Origin of the sequence: Nodosilinea sp. LEGE 06152 (genome assembly GCF_015207525.1) — a bacterium.
In the GTDB taxonomy this organism is placed as follows: Bacteria; Cyanobacteriota; Cyanobacteriia; order Phormidesmidales; family Phormidesmidaceae; genus Nodosilinea.
Window position 1 is genome coordinate 83,975 of sequence record NZ_JADEWR010000010.1, and the last position, 16,359, is coordinate 100,333.

Here is a 16,359-nt window from a genome sequence, read left to right on the forward strand (position 1 = left end):
GGCAGGAGTAGGAATGACTCGAAACTACTCCATTAGTGCGGCAGCGGAGATCATGTACAGCTCCGATAAGATGCGGATATGGATAATTAATGTGAAACCCAACATAGGTTGGAATCGTACGACCTGAATTTAGCAGATATGGAACAGCGAAGTAGAAGAGAAGCAGAAAATCAACGAAGCAGAAAACAGGTAAAGTAACCACAAAAGCAATGAGTAATCCACGTCGAATGAAACCTGGATGTCTCAGTAATCGTGCCATTGCAACTTCCTCTTTAGAATTTAGAGAACTGGCATTTGGTTGTAAAAGTTAGTAGGTTGGGTTGAGCTAGCGTTCGCGCAGCGTCTCCCTTAGGAGAAAACCCAATAGCCACCGTTAATTTAGCATTATGCAACACCACGGTGAATTGAGATGAGTTCTTTTGGGGTTTTTGGGTTTCCTTCGTCAACTCAACCTGTAGGGGATCTGCGATCGCTTCACAACTTTCTGCCAACAGCGTCGAAATCACTTCGTTATAATAAGAGCTATCCCCCTAAAAACCATGAGCTAGTAGGTCGATTTTGATTGCGTCCCTGAATATTTGCACAAATACAGAGTTGGTCACAAAACATTTTCGGTGGGGTCAGTCCTAGCGATCGAACTTTGACTATTACCTAGAATGCCTATGTTTCTACTTTCAGCACATCTCTTTTTTGTGATCAAAGTGTGTAGGTTTGGTCATGTAGCGTTTTGAGCTAACTGCTTTAATATTTTTTCAACTTCTCGCGGATTTCGAACTCCCAAAAATCCTATCTCTTCAGTTCTTGGATCTCCATCGTTATCTCTCCAATGCCGAATCACAATAACTACATCACCTGTTCCATCTGCTCTTTCCTTTCGGTATACATTTGTTAATTGCTCAGGCGGATAACTTCTAATAGTCGTAGACCAGCCACCCTGAATAGAGATAGCCCGCTGATCTGTAACCAAGTAAACTGTTTTTCGTACCGCTTTCCATGTCCATATAGGACCAGATATTATTCCAAAACCGATTAGTACGAAAGGTATACCGAAAAGAGCAAACAGATACTCCGGTTGTAAACCTGCTTGTAAATTAGGGAGTTTAAACCCCAATGCTCCCCAAATCCAAAATATGGCAAAGCTAGTCCAGGGAATACCAAACAAAGCACTTACAATGAAGGATGCTGTGATCAACTGCGGCACAGGCTGGTCAACCCATCTTATAACTTCTCCAGGTTGAAGCTCGTTATCTATTTGTTTGCGGACTTCTTTTGGTATACGCGAGTTGCTTAGCATAACGGGTTCTTGGCTTGATAGAAACCTTTACGAGAAAGGACATAGATAGCCTTTGAAACTAACGTTCCCCTTTACCCGATGCTAGTAACCTATTGAACTTAACTCACTGTCTCGATACAGCCTGTGTGCAATGGACTTGCGATGTAGAGATTTCGTACCTTGCTACCCCATCTATAGCCCCAAGGCCACTTAACCTTTACCCCAGCAGACAGATTTGACACATTATTCCAACCAAAAACCTAAGTAGCCCAACGTTCCCAATTACCTGCGTAGATCACCTTGAACTCTTGCCGATAACCTCTCGGCGGTCGGTGTGCACTGAGGTTGTTAGCTTGCTGTTAATGATGGTAACTAGCTAGCATTGATTTGACGCAGCATGGTTTCAAACGCCTTTAAATTGTGAACCTGCTTAAATCCCATTTCCTTGGTTTGCACATCTTCGTCATAGTCTTTCGACTGATGGGTATAAACAATGATGTCACTGTTTCCATCCTTATTCTCACGCCGCAAGATAACTCTAAGTTAGTAGGTTGGGTTGAGCTAGCTCAACCCAATCTACAGGAAATCTGCGATCGCTCTCCCTCCATGCATTTCTTGCACCCTACAGTTGACGGCGATCGCTTGCACCACTATCATCATCCATTAAGCCGTTCAGCAGAGCGGTGGTTACGCAGAACTCGAAAATCTTGGCGCTGTCTGAAGGTGGTGGCACACCAACAGACAGCTAACCCCGCAAATCTTGCACGCAGATTGCGAGGCTAAAGTCCATCGTACCCTAGCCCCCTCAGTTTGCAATTCAAGCGTGGGTGGCTGGGGTTTTCGCGTTCTGTCTTCCTAAACCACAACTGGAGACAGAACCGATGTTTGAATATCTCGAACCCGATGCCAGCGACGATCAAGGGACTGAGTCCTTACCGCTGCCGCCATCTGGAGCCATTAATAAAAGCACCCGATCCCCAAACCCCGAAAAAGTGCGCCATATGCTCTACGGCAGCTTGGCCGCCATCGTTCGCGAAGCGTCTCCGGAACGGAGAACCGCACCATCAAAATCCTCCACGCCCTTGGCTACACCGACCCCAACGACTGGAGCGACCCCATTCCTGTGCGGCCTGGCACAGCGGTGGATGACACAACCCGGTCGCTTCGACTCCGCTCAGCGACCGGAGCCGAAGCGACCGGAGTCGAGATGCCAGCAGTGAGCGGAGCCGAACTGTGGATGGCGATCGCCACCAAAACCGTGCTGATTGAGTAAAGCCCTCGCCCCCGATGGCCTACCCATTGCTGTCGGGGGCTGCGATCGCCATTCTTAAGCACACTGCGATCGATTCCTCTGCACTGGTATGTCGTTCCTTTGCACTAGCCTGCCGTTACTCTGTAATGGCTCCCCGTTTTTTTGTAGTAGCCTACCGTTTCTGGGTAGCGGCCTCTCGTTACTCTGCACCGGCCTGCCGTTACCCCATAACCGCCTGTCGTTACTCTGTACCAGCCCCTTGTTCCTTTGCACCAACCTGCCGTTTCTTTATGTCGGCCTGCCGTTACTTCTTACCACTACGCCCAAATTCCCCTCAAGCCCGTGTGCGCGATTGCCCAGGGGTAACACCTTGCTATACAGATGTAGAGAACTACACGCTCTGGTTGCCCTTTCGGTTGTGGAGTCGGGTGAGAGAAATTCGCGCCGACTCGGCTACCTGAAACTGGGAGTCTTTTTCGAGGTAGCGTAGGGCTGGTTCGGTTTTGGGCGTGGGCAAATGGCCCAGAGCCTCAGCCAATCGCTGGCGCACCAGCCAGTCTTCCGACTGAGCAAACTTGAGGATCTCATCGACCGCATCTAGGTCGCCAATTTCGCCAACAGCCGCGATCGCCGCCTGCTGCATCACCGTCTCTTCACTCTGCAAAGCCTGCATCAGCACATCGTGGGCACGCGGGTCTTTCAAGTTACCCAACGAAACCGCTGCGCTAAATCTCACCAGCCAGTCAGTATCTTCGTAAAACGCCCGCACCAAAGGCCCAAACGCGCGCTGATCTTCTAAATAGCCCAGCGCCCCCGCTGCGTCGGCCCGAATGCCGTAGTCGGGGTCGGTTGTGAGCAGGTTAACCAAAATATCGAAGGACTCTTCATCGGGCTTGATTCCCAGGGCAAACACCGCCATTGAGCGAATTTGCAGATTTTTGTCGTCTAGAGCCTGCCGAATCAAAGGTGCCGCCTGGGCCGCAGGCACATCTCGCAGCGAAGCCAGGGCCAGCATGCGGTCTTTGGAGTCTTCACTCTTGAGCTGAGCGGAAATCTGCTCTAAATCCATGGGAAAGGTGCACTATGAACGGTCTTCTTCAGTATAGAGAGGTTGAGCTAGTGCAGTGCCAAGACTAAAAATTGGGGTTCCCGCAGGTTGGGCGAAACGCAGTGGAACCCAACAGCAGTGAGCCTTGTTAGGTTCTGCTGGCACGCCACCCAACCTACAAATGTAGGATTGCCAGACCACTAGTGGGGTGATGTGGATGAGCGGATGAGGTCATCTACCCATCCACCCATCTACCCCCTACCGCTTCCGCAGTCGCCCAAAATGCTCTTCCCCCTGCCGTGAGGGAATGGAGTTCGTTACCGGCTCTAGGGTGATGATTTCAAAGTGGGGTTCAAACAGCTGGCGCACTTCGGCGGCGGTGGTGCCAAAGGGGGGGCCACCGGAGCGCTGGTGGGTAAAGAATACGGCCAGCAGTTCGCCAGCGGGCACTAGCAGATTGGCTACCAGCTCCACGTAGGCGGGGCGCAGGCTGGGGTCGATCGCGCAGAAGCAGGTGTGCTCGATGGCGTAGTCAAACTGCCCGGCGTACTCCGGCAGCAGGTCAAAAATGTCCCGCTGGAGCGGTTGTAGAGCCAGGGTTTGGGCCTGTTCTTGTAGCGCTTGAATGGCTGATGGGGCAAAGTCTACGGCGGTGACTGCAAAGCCGTGTCGGGCAAACCAGACGGCATCATGGCCGCGTCCGGCTCCGAGCACAATGGCCGAGCCTGGCTTGGGCGCGTCAGCAGATTCTAGCAGGGTTCTAAAGGCTGGAGCCGGGTGGCCCAAGTCCCAGCGGGGGGTGCCTGTCTGGTAGCGCTCTTCCCAGGCGGTAGAACTTAGGGGTGATGGGGGTTGTGCGGTCACGGGTAGCTCCGGTGTATGCTCGGCAGTGGTGTACAGATCTTTCAAGGTAGCGCGTATGCGGCGGCGACAGCTATTGGGCGGACTGGGGGTAGCAACGGCGGGAATGACGCTAGGACAGCGGGCAGTTCAGGCCCAGAGACGGCCTACCCTGCTGCCGCCGCGCCTGCGAGAGGGCGACGAGGTGGGCATCGTTAGCCCGGCGGGGGCCACGTTTGAGCGCGATCGCCTCGATTTGGTAATCGACGCCGTTAAGGCGCTGGGCTTTGTGCCCCGCGTAGGCCCCCACGCCCTAGCTCGCTATGGCTACCTGGCCGGCACCGATGCCGAACGCGTCACCGATGTTAACGACATGTTTGCCGATCCGGCCATTAAAGCGCTGCTGCCGGTGCGCGGCGACTGGGGCAGCGCCCGCATTCTGCCCTACCTCAACTACGACACCATTCGCGCTAACCCCAAGGTGCTGATTGGCTTTAGCGATATCTCGGCCCTGCTGCTGGGCGTTTATGCCCAAACTGGATTAGTCACCTTTCATGGCCCCCACGGCCTTACTGCGTGGCGGGCCGACCAGGTGGAGCCACTGCGCCAAATTCTCATGGAGGGCGCAGCGCTGACCTACACCAATCCGCTGCTGGGGGCCGACCAAGACCGCTTAATGCGCGACCAGGGACGGATTCAGACCATTACCGCTGGCCGGGTTACTGGGCCGCTGATGGGTGGCAACCTGTCGGTGGTTTCTAGCATTGTCGGGTCGCCCTACCTGCCCGATCCTAGCGGGGCCATTTTGTTTTTAGAAGACGTAGGCGAACCGCCCTACCGAATCGATCGCATGCTGACGCAGCTCAAGCTGGCCGGGGTGCTCGACAAGCTGGCCGGGTTTGTGTTTGGCCAGTGCACTGCCTGCGGCCCTGGCTCGGGCTACGGATCGCTCACCCTGGAAGACATTCTGAACGACCACGTTCGGCACCTGGGCATACCGGCCTACGCGGGCGCGTGGATTGGCCATGTAGAGCCAATGTGGACGCTGCCCATCGGCGGCCTGGTGACAATGGATGCGACCACTGGCACCCTGCAAATGCAGAGCCCGGCTGTCGCCTAGGCCAGGTCGAAGAGGGGCGAAGCTAAGAGGTCGGGGGCGGCGTGAGCTGCACCAGGTCGGAGGGGGCAAACTGGCCCGTTTCGATCGCGGCCGTTTGCCAACCGGGGGGCACGGTGTTGAGCAGCGCTGGTGAGGGCTTAAGCAGAAACAGGGTGGTTTGAGGCTGAGCCTCAAGCACGGTTTGAAGGCTATCTGGCGCAGGCATGGTTGTTTGGGGCAGCAGCCACAGCGCCGTATCGGGCTGGAGGTAGTGGCTGAGCGACAGGGCTTCTCCCATGGCAATGCCGCTGGCCCCCAGCAGCACGGTCGGTTTTGGCACCTGGTTAAGGTAGTTGGCGACGTGAATATTGGAGTAGCCCACGGTCTTGTTCCACCAGGTCAGGGCGCGGTTGTTGGCCACGCCAGAGGCTGTTCCCACGGTCAACAGCAGGGCCAGCAGCGTTGCGCCCAGGGCTTTAAAGCTTTTCTGAGGTGCGGTTAGCCAGTGGACTAGCAGGGGTGCGATCGCCAATGGCAGCAGCACCAGCGACGGAAAAAAGTACCGCGTAGTGCCTGAGAACTGGCTACCCCGCACCACATCGCCGCCAATCAGCACCAGGGGTGGCACCAGCAAACCACAGCTCAAAAACAGCGCCAGCGATCGCGGCTGGGTGTGCCAAATGTGCCTCAGCCCCAGCCCTACTACTAGCAGCACCAGGGCAGGGCCGAACAGGGTAAACGGGTGGCTCAACGGAGCATTAAAATCGACCACCATAGAACTGTAGTGCAGTCCCCAAAACTGGGCCAAATACGCTAGGGGCCTGGGTTCGTTGGCCCAGGCCGTGACGGCTCGCAGCCGCCCCCACTGCTGCACGATCACCCACAGCCAGGGGGCAAACAGCCCCAGACCCAGCCCATTGGCGAGCATGAACCCCATCCAGGCTTTTGGTGCAGGCCACTTTTGATCGGGCTTGAGCCAGGCCCTAGAGCCGACCTGGCTGAGGACAACATAGGCTCCATGACTCAAGCCCAGCAGCACCGTCATTAGCGAGCCGTACCAGGCTAGCCCCAGGGCCAGTCCGTAGGCGATCCAGGCTGAGGTTGTGCCCCGCTCCATCGCTCGTATCAGACTGCCGTGGGCCAGCAGCAGCCCCACCGCCCACAGGGTATATTCCCGTGCTTCCTGGCTATAGATTAGCTGTAGGGGGGCCACCGCCAGCAGGGCTACGGCTACCCAGGCGATCGCAGGCGAAGCCGGAAACAGCAGTCGCCCCAGCCAAAACATTACCGCGATCGCGATCGCCCCAAATATTGCCGCGATCGCTCTGTACCCGGCCACCGATGCGCCAAACAGTCGGCCCCAGCCGTGGGCCAGCAGATAGTAAAGCGGCGGGTGCTCGGGGTTGTTGGCTAGAGCAATCCAGCTGTTCGCCAGCGATGGCTCGGGCGGCATTTGTTGGTAGCGCAGTAGCTCGGCCGCCGTTAGATCGGGGCGATCGGTCGCGGCTTTTTCTACGGCGGGGCCGACATAGCCCGCCACCCGCAGACTGGTGTAGGCTTCGTCGTGCCAGTAAACCTTGCGATCTAAATGGGCAAAGCGCAGCACCAGGCCCAATGCTATAGCTGCGATCGCAACCCGTCTAACCCAAATTAAGCCCTGCGCCAACCCAGTTCTCCCTTGTGATCAGACACCGCCACATCAGTCACCATGCCGCAGGCCAGCCGCCGGTAACCGTAGCCCCTGCCACCAGGCAGCCCAACCAGACCGGGCAGCATCTCGAACAATAGTAGGCGGATAGAAGCCTAAAACTGGTAGCCTACGTCGCCAAAGTTGGTAATTAGAGCTACATTGGCGTGCTCCAGGCTAGTGACTAGCCAGGGCACCTCTTTACAGGTACGGCGCTCGTGGAGGTTGAACAGCACCGAAAAGCAGCGCTCTAGCCAGGGCTTGGCCGCCGAGCAAAACAGCACCAGCCGCAGCAGCAGCGCCATGGTTAGGGTGTGGCCCACATCGTTGACCAGGTGGCGAAAGTTGCGAAACACCGGGCGGTGGGGGCTGTCGACCACCAAAAAGTTAAGCAAACGGCGACAGGTCTCCACCAAAATAAAGCTGTTCAGGGGCTGAGCGTCAAACTCGGCCAGGGTTTCGCGCAGGTACTGGCGCAGGTTGCGGGTGAAGTGGTTGCCGCTGTACTTCGGCTCCGCCGCCGCAATGGGGCCAATTAGGTAATCGACAAATTCGTCTTTAAAGTCGCGGAACGATCGCACGGTTTTGCTGTAAGTGGCAAACCAGCGAGCCTGGTCACGGTGGGTGCGGCCATCAATTTTGCCGGTGTAAAAGTTGAGCGCCTGCTCCAGCCCGGCGGCATCGAGCAGCGTGGGGTTGGCCACCTGCCCAACCCGCCCCGACCCCTGCTGCTGAGCGTGGTAGCGCGCTAGGCGAATGCCCAGGTCGGTTTCGGCGCGGCGGCGCAGGTCGTTGATGTTTTGCTTTTGCTCTTGGCCGCTGTCTTTGGTGAGCAAGCTGTTGTCGTACAGAAAAGGGTAGTGGCGAATGCGGTAGGCCAGCGGCTGTTCCTCAATTACCCTTGCCTGGGGAACATCGGCCTCCCGTGGAGCCATAATCTGCTGCAGCCGCACCAGCGAAGCGTACTGCTCGGTCTGGGGAAACTCCTTGACCAGGTTGTAAACCTTTTGCGCCCTGGGGTTAGCGCCATTGGCCGGGGGCAGCTCCTCAAACAGCCGTACCAGTTCAGGAATTGCCCAGTGGTCGCGGGGCTGGGTGTACCAGAGGTTGATCAGGGTGTAGCAGCAGCGGTTAAGCACGTACTTGAACTCGCGATCGGCGGTGTCTTGCTCAGACAAATTGAGCAGGGCGTTGGCCACCGAGCTATCTGGATAGTTGGCGACATCGAGAAACAAGCGGCGAAACCGATCGATCAGCTCGTGGGGAGCCTCCTGCTTGCGCCAGTACTGCCAGTGCTGGTAGAGCAAGTCCTCTAGACTAGCCGGGGGGCGGCTAGAGTAGTTTGACCACGAATCTAAGGAATCCCAGGGACTCATGCTGCTGACCTGATTGTGAGGGCGGTAGACGTAGCGGCAATCCAGCGGGAGCAACCCCGGCGGGAGCAACTATGGCCGTAGATTTTACATCTATATAGAGGCGGGCGAACAACCTACGATTTAGCTTCCTTCCGACATGCCTAACCATACCGGGTAGTAAATTTTACTGGTGTTCATCCCAAACTACGGCCATAGTTTCGTCAATAATACCCAGGACAGGGACAGGTTTCTCCGCTAAGTAGGATGCATTTCTTAAAGATTTCTTGAGGATTTACCTATTCTCTTTTCGCTTTGACCCTGGGCTTGTCCATCAATTCCGGCTAAAGTCCTGATGCCATCGGCATTGGCACGCCCGACCCACAAAATAGGCTAGAGGCTGTAGCCCTCGGTTCTTGAACCATCGGCTGCTAGTTGAGAACAGCTCCTAGAAAGCCTCAATCTGCCTCACCACGGTTTGGGCTGAGTAGCTCACCCCGGCTGTTCCTTCCCCTGGGTGGGTGCAGTCGCCCACCAGCCACAGCCCGTCTACCGGCGTGCGATTGGCAAAGCCGAAGGGGCCAAAGGTGCTCACCCGCATACCTAAGCCCCCAACCGTGCCCTGGTCGCGGGCGGTAAAGCGGGCAAAGGTGCGGGGGGTAGCGGCCTCGACGTGGATGATGTGGTCGCCCTGCAGGTCAAAAAAGCTAGACAGCCGCTTGATGGCCCCGTCGGTGTAGGCCTGCTTCATAGCCTCGTAATCGCTGTGCCACCAGGGGGCAATCTCAGTAAACGACGACGCGATGATGGTGGCCCGACCCTCGGGGGCGCGACCGTCACCGGGGCGACTGACGGAGACAAATAGCGTGTTGTTTTCGGCGATCGGGCCGTCGTAGTTGTAGAAAAACTGCAGGTGGGGCGGGCAGCTGGCCGGAATGGCGGCGGCATCTACCCCCAGGTACAGCACAAAGGCACCGCTGCCCGCAGGCAGCGACTCAACCCGCCGCTGGTAGCCCTGCAGGACTTTGTCGCCCAGCATCTGCACCAGATTCTGCACCGTAACATTGGCCACCACGTGGTCGGCGGGTTCTACCCAGGTGCGCCCGGTTTTTTGGTCTGTCACCCCAACACCTGTCACCCGGCCCTGGTCGGTCTGCACCTGCTGCACTCGGTGGTTGAGCTGCACCAGGCCGCCGTCGCGCACCAGCGCTTTTTCAAGGCTGTCGCTGAGCACCTGCATACTGCCGTGGAGGTGCCACAAGCCCTGGGGGGCCTGAGACATGCTCAGGGCGGTGGCGGCGTAGAGCACGGCGGTTTCGTCAGCGCTGACCTGGGAGTAGAGCTTGAGCTGAAGGTCGAGAAAGGTCTTGAGGCGGCGATTGCCCTCGAGCCCCAGCTGCCGCAGCACCTGGCCCACAGTGGCAAACGTGTAGGGCACCGTCACCAGAGTGTCGGGGCGCAGCGCCTGGGTTAACTGCCACAGATCCCACGGGCTGCGCGGGGGCAGCACCGGCTGTCGCGCCTGAAACCGCCAGCTGGGCTGAAACAGCCGCTGCATGAGCTGCCAGAATGGCTCACTACCCGGAAACTGCCGCTGCCGCTCGGCCCGCCAGGCCTCTGGGTCGCGCCACACCCGAATCGGTTCGCTCTCCCCCGGCAGAAATACTGCGCAGGCCGGATCACAGGGCGTTGCCTCGGGCAGGGGCAAGTCAAGCTCGTCAAAGATCTGGTGGTGAATGCCCCCCGGCTCTAGCCCCGCTACCTGGGTTGCCCCGACATCAAAGGTGAAGCCTCGCCGCCTAAAGGTTGAGGCGCATCCCCCGGCTACCTGGGCCTGCTCAAACACCCGCACGGCATAGCCCCGGTGGGCTAGCAGCGCCGCCGCCGTTAGCCCACCAATGCCAGCCCCCACGACCACCACCCGACGGCCAGACGCTCCAGAGGCACCCATAGCGTTACATTTCTTTACGACATTCTCAGTTTAGCCCAGGCTGAGGATGGCGATCGCCCTTAGGCCCGTCCACACCGGGCTAGTCGTACTCTCGGTGGCCCGCTGCAAACTGCAGCACCATGGGCAGACCGCCATCCTGGTGATACTTGTCGGCCCAGGCGCGCAGCATTTCGTCGAGTTCTTCTAGGGCTGCCTGGCGCTGCTGGGGGGCCACGTCAAAGACCTCTACCCCGCGCAGCACCCCGGGCTCCTCGCGCACCCAGGCCTGCAGCAGACCAAAGTAGCGGGCAACGTCGTCGATCATGGCGAACACCCGCTCCTGCTCTCCCTTCGGGGAGTACGATTCGCTGGCCAGGGCATAGAGCGGAATATCCACCAGGGGCGAATCAATCTGGATGACGGTGCCCGAGTGCAGCAGCCGAAACTTGATATGCGACAGCAGGGCATCGCTGAAGGCCATGCGCTGTCCCTTGGGCAGTTCCTCCTGCGACATTTGATGGAGCAGCTCCATCAGTTCGGTAAACTCAACTTGGTCGAGAATGCGGGCCTGGGGGGCGCTGGCGGGCAGGCTTTCCTCAATGCTTTTGCGCTCGCCGGGGGTTAATCCTTGAATGCGCACCCGCGCCTCGGTGCCGCTGCAGGGAAAGTGCTCCTGCCACAGAAACGGGAGGGCAATTAGGTAATAGGGCTCTTTTGAATTGAGCACCTTCAGGCTTTGGCCCTCCGCTAGGGCAGCCTGAATCTCTTGCACAATGGCTTTGACCCGTTTGGGTTCAACGTGGTACAAAAAGCCGGTTTTACGAATATTGTTGCCCTGCTCGATAAAGGTGCTGTAGATGGCGAGCTTGGCGGCGGTGGTGGCGGCGTCTAAAAAAGCCCCATAGCGATGCCCTCCCATTTTCATGGTGCTGAGGGCCAGGTTGAGCAAAATCCAGTCCGCGGGGCTGTTGTCTACGGCTCGCAGCAGATCTTGTTTTAAATCGGGCGGAACTTGGGACTGATAGGTCACAGGATGGCAATTACTCAGACTAGGTAAATTACAGAATTTTTAGCCTCAGTAATTTACAGGTAAAGAACAGGGAGAGGCCGCGATCGCAGCCTAAGCAGAAAGGAGCAGCTTTAAGCTGTCTAAAACCATCGGGTTGCACGGCCTAGATGGCCCATTCAAGCGCTAGCTAAGAACGCTAGCAGCAGCAGCTTAGATCTAGAGCCCAACCGATGTCAGACCACCAGATCTGTCCTCAGATAGCAGCCTCCAGCCAGGGCAAACTATGTTCTTAACATAGCCTATGCTCAGACCCGCAGCGGTTTTCTATATAGAGAGGATACTTCAGCTTCAAAGTATAGATTTAGTTGCCGAAAATGCTTCACATTTTGGCCTCAAAAGGGGTTAGATGGCACTCTGCGTCCTCAGGTTCCCCCGCCCCCTTGCTCCTATTTTGCTCAGAAGAAAGGAAGATCTCAACCGAATTCAAATCCGGATGTTGAGTTTTGCTGATGAGAAAACTCCACGTTCGGACTTGGATATGGCGGTCTAAACCCCTCCCGCCAACCGTTCACTGTGGTTCTAAGGAGTGGTGCTAGCAAAAGGCTGGGCGAGGGTGCTTTTCTCAAGTGGACTACAGCTGGGATCAACGGGTAGGTGGCCTCGTCAGCGATCGCCCGACAACCACTGCCTCCGCCGAACCCCGCTGGTCTAAAACCCTAGCTCTAGCCAGCGACTCAACGGCTAAGCCACTCTCAGAAGGGCCAGCCCGCCGTTGAGGCTACGACCCAGGAGCGGCGGGGGGCGCAGGCTCAACGGGCTCTCCTGGAGGGGTGGCCGGATCGGCCGGAGTTCCCGGAGCAGCAGATCCCTCTGGATTGGATGGGGCCACAGGCTCAACCGGCTGGGCCGCCCCGCAGTAGCCATTGACCTCGTTAATCAGCTGCGATTCGGTCTGGGAGAGCGTTTCGATTGAGGCTACCGCGGTCATGGTCTGCTGCTGAGATTCTTCGATTTTGGCCGGTAGCTCGGCCTCTGACTCAACCTGCACCACTAAGTCCATCGCCTCGCGGGCATCGGTCAGGGCGGTGCTAAACCCCTGTACAACGCCAACATACTCGTCTCTAAACTGGCTGAGGTCTTCGTCGCGGAGGGTGGTGGATTGCAGATCGCCCACCAGACCGTCGAGGTTGGTGACCACTTTATCGACAGCGGTGGTGTATTGGCTGGCGGCTAGCTTAATGTCGTCTAGGTTTTTGACCTGGGCAGCGCTCTCGCTAAAGGTTTGAATTTCGGCCTCAAACTCCTGCATAAAGCCCTGGGTCTGGTTGACCACCTCGGCCAGTTGGTTGCACTGGGCCACCTTAGAGGAGCCGCAGCCGAGCAGCAGCAGCGGCAGCAAAAGCCCTACCCCGCGCACGCCTTGTCGCCTTATGCTTCTACCTGTGCTTGCTACCTGTGTCATCGTTGCCGCCATCGTTTATTGCTACGGCTTCAAGTTTTACCCTGTCTTGGTTAGGTTTACAACCTAATTTATTGAGTTTTGATAGTGTCGGGGCAGCGGTCGATCACAGGCCAAAATAGCGGTCTCTAGGCCCGTAATTGAGCCTGCAATTGGGATGAGAACGATCGCCCCTGCTATGGCTCAGTAGCGCCACTGTCCCGCCCCAGTACTGGGGGCAGTACCGCAAAGACGGGAAAACTGCTGATAGGATCATGAAGGCAACGGGTATTGCTGAATACCAGGGCAGGCGTTGACATTGGTGATTTCAAATGAGCCATCTCCGCTCAGGGCTCTGGTCGCAGGAACGGTGCTGCACCGCCCGAGAGCTTTTCCGCATTGGGGAAGGGCTTCTGCGATATCTTGGATGAGCCGCTTTATTTGCTGCCTTAACTACTACCGGATGCGATCGCGAAATGCTCAGCCCAGATGATTTTTTAGTGGCCACCCAGTGGGCTGGCCTTGGTACCCTGGCCCTGGCCCTACTGGCGGGTCTGGCTTTTGTCTTTAAGTGGGGCATTCGGTTCCGCCTGGTGGGGGCAGCCGGGTTTGCCGGTGTGCTCACGGTGGGCCTGCTGGGCCTGAGCTTTGAGCCATTTACCCGCACTGCCGTACCGGGGGCGATGCCCTACACCACTGTTTACGACTCGGGGGCCAGCCAAATTGTAATTGCGGTGCCCAATACCATGGGCCCCGAAGCGCTGGACGCCACCCTGCGTCAGGCCGCCAGCAACCTGTTTAAGCCCTACCGCCTGGGTCTACCGGGGCAGGTTGCCACCGTTCGTGCCCGCGCGATCGCCCATGAGCCCGGCGGCATCTCTAAACTGATCTACCTGGGTCAAATTCAGCCCAACCCCAAAGGCTCCGAGGAGGTGTTTCAAGTGCAGATCGACCGCTCCAACTGGCCCACTTCGGGTTAACTCACCAAACTTCTCCTCACTCCGTCATCCCACGCCTTCAGCTCTCCCACTCACCTCACTACCATTTCCATCGCCTATGCCCACCCTCTCTCCCCTCCCTGTTCTCGCCATCGCTCCGGCCCAGGTGGTTCGTGGCGACGGCATTTTAGCCGATCAGGGGGCGGCGATTGCCCGTTTGGGCCAGCGCCCCCTGATCGTGGGCGGCAGCCACAGCCTGAAGCTGGCCGCACCGTTAATTGGCGCTCTAGAGCAGGAGAGCTTGACCCCGCAAATGGCCTCCTACGGCTCTGACTGTAGCGAAAGCTCGCTGGAGCGGCTGCGGGCGATCGCCGCCGAACACCAGGCCGATGTGGTAATCGGCATTGGCGGCGGCAAGGCGCTCGACACGGCCAAGCTGCTGGCTCACCAGATACACCAGCCGGTGGTAACGGTGCCCACCTCTGCTGCCACCTGCGCCGCCTGGACGGCCCTGTCCAATGTCTACTCCGACCAGGGGGCCTTTCGCTACGACGTGGCTTTGCCCACCTGCCCCAGCCTGCTCGTGCTCGACTACGCCCTGGTTCGCACCGCCCCTCGTCGCACCCTGGTGGCGGGCATTGGCGACGGCCTGGCCAAGTGGTATGAGGCGGCGGTCAGCAGCGGGGCCAGCCAGCAAACCCTGATTGTGGCGGCGGTGCAGCAGGCTCGGGTGCTGCGCGACATTCTGCTGCAAAAGACCCCTGCGGCCCTGCGCCAGTGGGGTGGCCCCGAGTGGCAGGAGGTGGTTGATGCCACCGTGCTGCTGGCCGGGGTCGTAGGCGGCGTCGGCGGGGCGCAGTGCCGCACGGTGGCGGCCCACGCAGTACACAACGGCCTCACCCAGCTGCCCGCCAGCCACGGCATTCTCCACGGCGAGAAGGTGGCCTACGGCATTTTGGTGCAGCTACGGCTTGAAGAAATGGGCGGCAATACCTCCCTGGCCCGCGCTGCCCGCCAGCAGCTCCTGTCCTTTTACCGGGCCGCCGGGCTGCCCCAAACCCTGACCGACCTGGGCCTGGGCGACATCACCCTGAACCAGCTACAGCAGGCGGCGGAGTTTGCCTGCCGGGAAGGATCTGACATTCACCACCTGCCCTTTACGGTGACTCCAGAGGCGGTGATGGCGGCCATGGTGTCGCCCCTGTGCCCTGAACTGCGCGAAAAATCGCGCTCGACGGCCCCCCTTCGTCCTTCTAGCGTTGCCCCGGAGGTGCAGCCATGACCCTCGACTGGATGCCTACGGCCCACCGCCTCAGCGCCCTGCCGCCCTACGTCTTTGCCCGTCTCGATGAGCTGAAGGCCCGCGCCCGTGAGCAGGGACTAGACCTGATCGACCTGGGCATGGGCAACCCCGATGGCCCTACCCCCACCCCGGTGGTCGAGGCCGCCCGCGCCGCCATTGGCGACGTTGCCACCCACGGCTATCCTCCTTTTGAGGGCACCGCCAGTTTTCGCACCGCCATCACCGACTGGTACGGGCGGCGCTACGGCGTAGCCCTTGACCCCACCGCCGAGGCTCTGCCCCTGCTGGGGTCGAAGGAGGGCATTACCCACCTGGCGATGGCCTTTATCAACCCCGGCGATCTGGTGCTGGTGCCCACTCCGGCCTACCCGGCCCATTTTCGGGGGCCTGCGATCGCCGGAGCCGAGATCTACAACCTGCACCTCACCGCCGCCAACAACTGGCTGATCGACTTCGACGCCATTCCGGTGGAGGTGGCCCAGCGAGCCAAGGCGCTGTTCTTTAACTACCCCAACAACCCCACCGCCGCCACCGCCCCGCGCGAGTTTTTTGAGGCGGCGGTCGCCTTTGCCCACCGCTACCAAATTCTGCTGGTGCACGACCTCTGCTACGCCGAACTGGCCTTTGACGGCTACCAGCCCACCAGCCTGCTGGAAATTCCCGGCGGCAAGGAGGTCGGGGTAGAGTTTCACACCCTGTCGAAAACCTACAACATGGCGGGCTGGCGCGTGGGCTTTGTAGTGGGCAACTCCCACATTATTCAGGGCCTGCGCACCCTGAAAACCAACCTCGACTACGGCATTTTTGCGGCCCTGCAGCGGGCGGCAGAAACCGCCCTGTCGCTACCCGATCGCTACCTTGAAGAGGTGCAGCAGCGCTACTCTAGCCGCCGCGACTTTTTGATCGACGAGTTTGCCTCCCTGGGCTGGACAGTAGCAAAACCCCAGGCCACCATGTACCTGTGGGTGCCCTGCCCCCCCGACAGCACTTCCACCGACTTTGCCCTGACGGTCCTGCAGGAAACGGGCGTGGTTGTCACCCCCGGCAACGCCTTTGGCCCCGGCGGCGAGGGCTATATTCGAGTCAGCCTGATTGCAGACTGCGATCGCCTGGCGGTCGCGATGGATCGCATTCGGCAGGCCGGTTTTCGCTTTGCTCCGGCAACGGCAGTGGTGTAGGCGATCGCCCTG

At 58.6% G+C, this 16,359-nt stretch carries 14 protein-coding genes; 6 read left to right on the forward strand and 8 right to left on the reverse strand.

What is annotated here, in order from left to right:
- Positions 1–715 precede the first annotated feature (715 nt).
- Positions 716–1,294, reverse strand: a complete 579-nt coding sequence (locus IQ265_RS14880) for a hypothetical protein (RefSeq protein ID WP_194054936.1) — start codon at positions 1,292–1,294, stop codon at positions 716–718.
- Positions 1,295–2,414: 1,120 nt separating this feature from the next.
- Here IQ265_RS14880 and IQ265_RS29495 point away from each other — a divergent pair.
- Positions 2,415–2,546, forward strand: a complete 132-nt coding sequence (locus IQ265_RS29495; protein ID WP_255523558.1) for a hypothetical protein — start codon at positions 2,415–2,417, stop codon at positions 2,544–2,546.
- Positions 2,547–2,916: 370 nt separating this feature from the next.
- On the opposite strand, the gene IQ265_RS14890 is transcribed toward IQ265_RS29495, so the two are convergent.
- Together IQ265_RS14890 and IQ265_RS14895 are read right to left on the reverse strand one after the other, a co-directional pair.
- On the reverse strand, positions 2,917–3,594 hold the full coding sequence (locus IQ265_RS14890; protein ID WP_194054939.1) for a HEAT repeat domain-containing protein: 678 nt from the start codon (positions 3,592–3,594) through the stop codon (positions 2,917–2,919).
- A gap of 237 nt (positions 3,595–3,831) precedes the next feature.
- The gene (locus IQ265_RS14895; protein ID WP_194054940.1) at positions 3,832–4,437 is read right to left on the reverse strand and encodes a methyltransferase domain-containing protein; all 606 of its coding nucleotides are present in this window, start codon (positions 4,435–4,437) and stop codon (positions 3,832–3,834) included.
- 55 nt (positions 4,438–4,492) lie between these two features.
- Between IQ265_RS14895 and IQ265_RS14900 the strand changes: the two genes are divergently transcribed.
- The gene (locus IQ265_RS14900; RefSeq protein ID WP_194054942.1) at positions 4,493–5,533 is read left to right on the forward strand and encodes an LD-carboxypeptidase; all 1,041 of its coding nucleotides are present in this window, start codon (positions 4,493–4,495) and stop codon (positions 5,531–5,533) included.
- A gap of 22 nt (positions 5,534–5,555) precedes the next feature.
- Here IQ265_RS14900 and IQ265_RS14905 read toward each other — a convergent pair whose 3' ends face one another.
- The 4 genes from IQ265_RS14905 to hetR form a co-directional block, all read right to left on the reverse strand.
- Positions 5,556–7,178 (reverse strand): glycosyltransferase family 39 protein, encoded by a 1,623-nt coding sequence (locus tag IQ265_RS14905; protein ID WP_194054944.1) that lies wholly within the window; start codon positions 7,176–7,178, stop codon positions 5,556–5,558.
- Between the two features lie 137 nt (positions 7,179–7,315).
- A complete protein-coding gene (locus IQ265_RS14910) occupies positions 7,316–8,575 on the reverse strand; it encodes a hypothetical protein (RefSeq protein WP_228037924.1) in 1,260 nt (419 codons plus the stop codon).
- Between the two features lie 424 nt (positions 8,576–8,999).
- Complete coding sequence (crtD, locus tag IQ265_RS14915; protein WP_194054946.1) at positions 9,000–10,502, reverse strand: C-3',4' desaturase CrtD; 1,503 nt, start codon at positions 10,500–10,502, stop codon at positions 9,000–9,002.
- A 79-nt stretch (positions 10,503–10,581) separates the two neighbouring features.
- Complete coding sequence (gene hetR, locus IQ265_RS14920) at positions 10,582–11,511, reverse strand: heterocyst differentiation control protein (protein WP_194054948.1); 930 nt, start codon at positions 11,509–11,511, stop codon at positions 10,582–10,584.
- Positions 11,512–12,116: 605 nt separating this feature from the next.
- Here hetR and IQ265_RS14925 point away from each other — a divergent pair.
- Entirely contained in the window at positions 12,117–12,266 is a 150-nt protein-coding gene (locus IQ265_RS14925) for a hypothetical protein (RefSeq protein WP_194054950.1), read from the forward strand.
- 2 nt (positions 12,267–12,268) lie between these two features.
- Here IQ265_RS14925 and IQ265_RS14930 read toward each other — a convergent pair whose 3' ends face one another.
- A complete protein-coding gene (locus IQ265_RS14930; protein ID WP_347404967.1) occupies positions 12,269–12,907 on the reverse strand; it encodes a hypothetical protein in 639 nt (212 codons plus the stop codon).
- 497 nt (positions 12,908–13,404) lie between these two features.
- Here IQ265_RS14930 and IQ265_RS14935 point away from each other — a divergent pair, with 497 nt between their 5' ends.
- The 3 genes from IQ265_RS14935 to IQ265_RS14945 all read left to right on the forward strand — a co-directional run bounded on the left by IQ265_RS14935 (position 13,405) and on the right by IQ265_RS14945 (position 16,347).
- Positions 13,405–13,908, forward strand: coding sequence for a Ycf51 family protein (locus IQ265_RS14935; protein WP_194054952.1), 504 nt, complete (start codon positions 13,405–13,407; stop codon positions 13,906–13,908).
- Positions 13,909–13,984: 76 nt separating this feature from the next.
- Positions 13,985–15,148 (forward strand): iron-containing alcohol dehydrogenase family protein, encoded by a 1,164-nt coding sequence (locus IQ265_RS14940; RefSeq protein ID WP_194054954.1) that lies wholly within the window; start codon positions 13,985–13,987, stop codon positions 15,146–15,148.
- Positions 15,145–16,347, forward strand: coding sequence for an aspartate aminotransferase (locus IQ265_RS14945; RefSeq protein WP_194054956.1), 1,203 nt, complete (start codon positions 15,145–15,147; stop codon positions 16,345–16,347). The genes IQ265_RS14940 and IQ265_RS14945 overlap by 4 nt, the downstream gene beginning before the upstream one ends.
- Positions 16,348–16,359 lie beyond the last annotated feature (12 nt).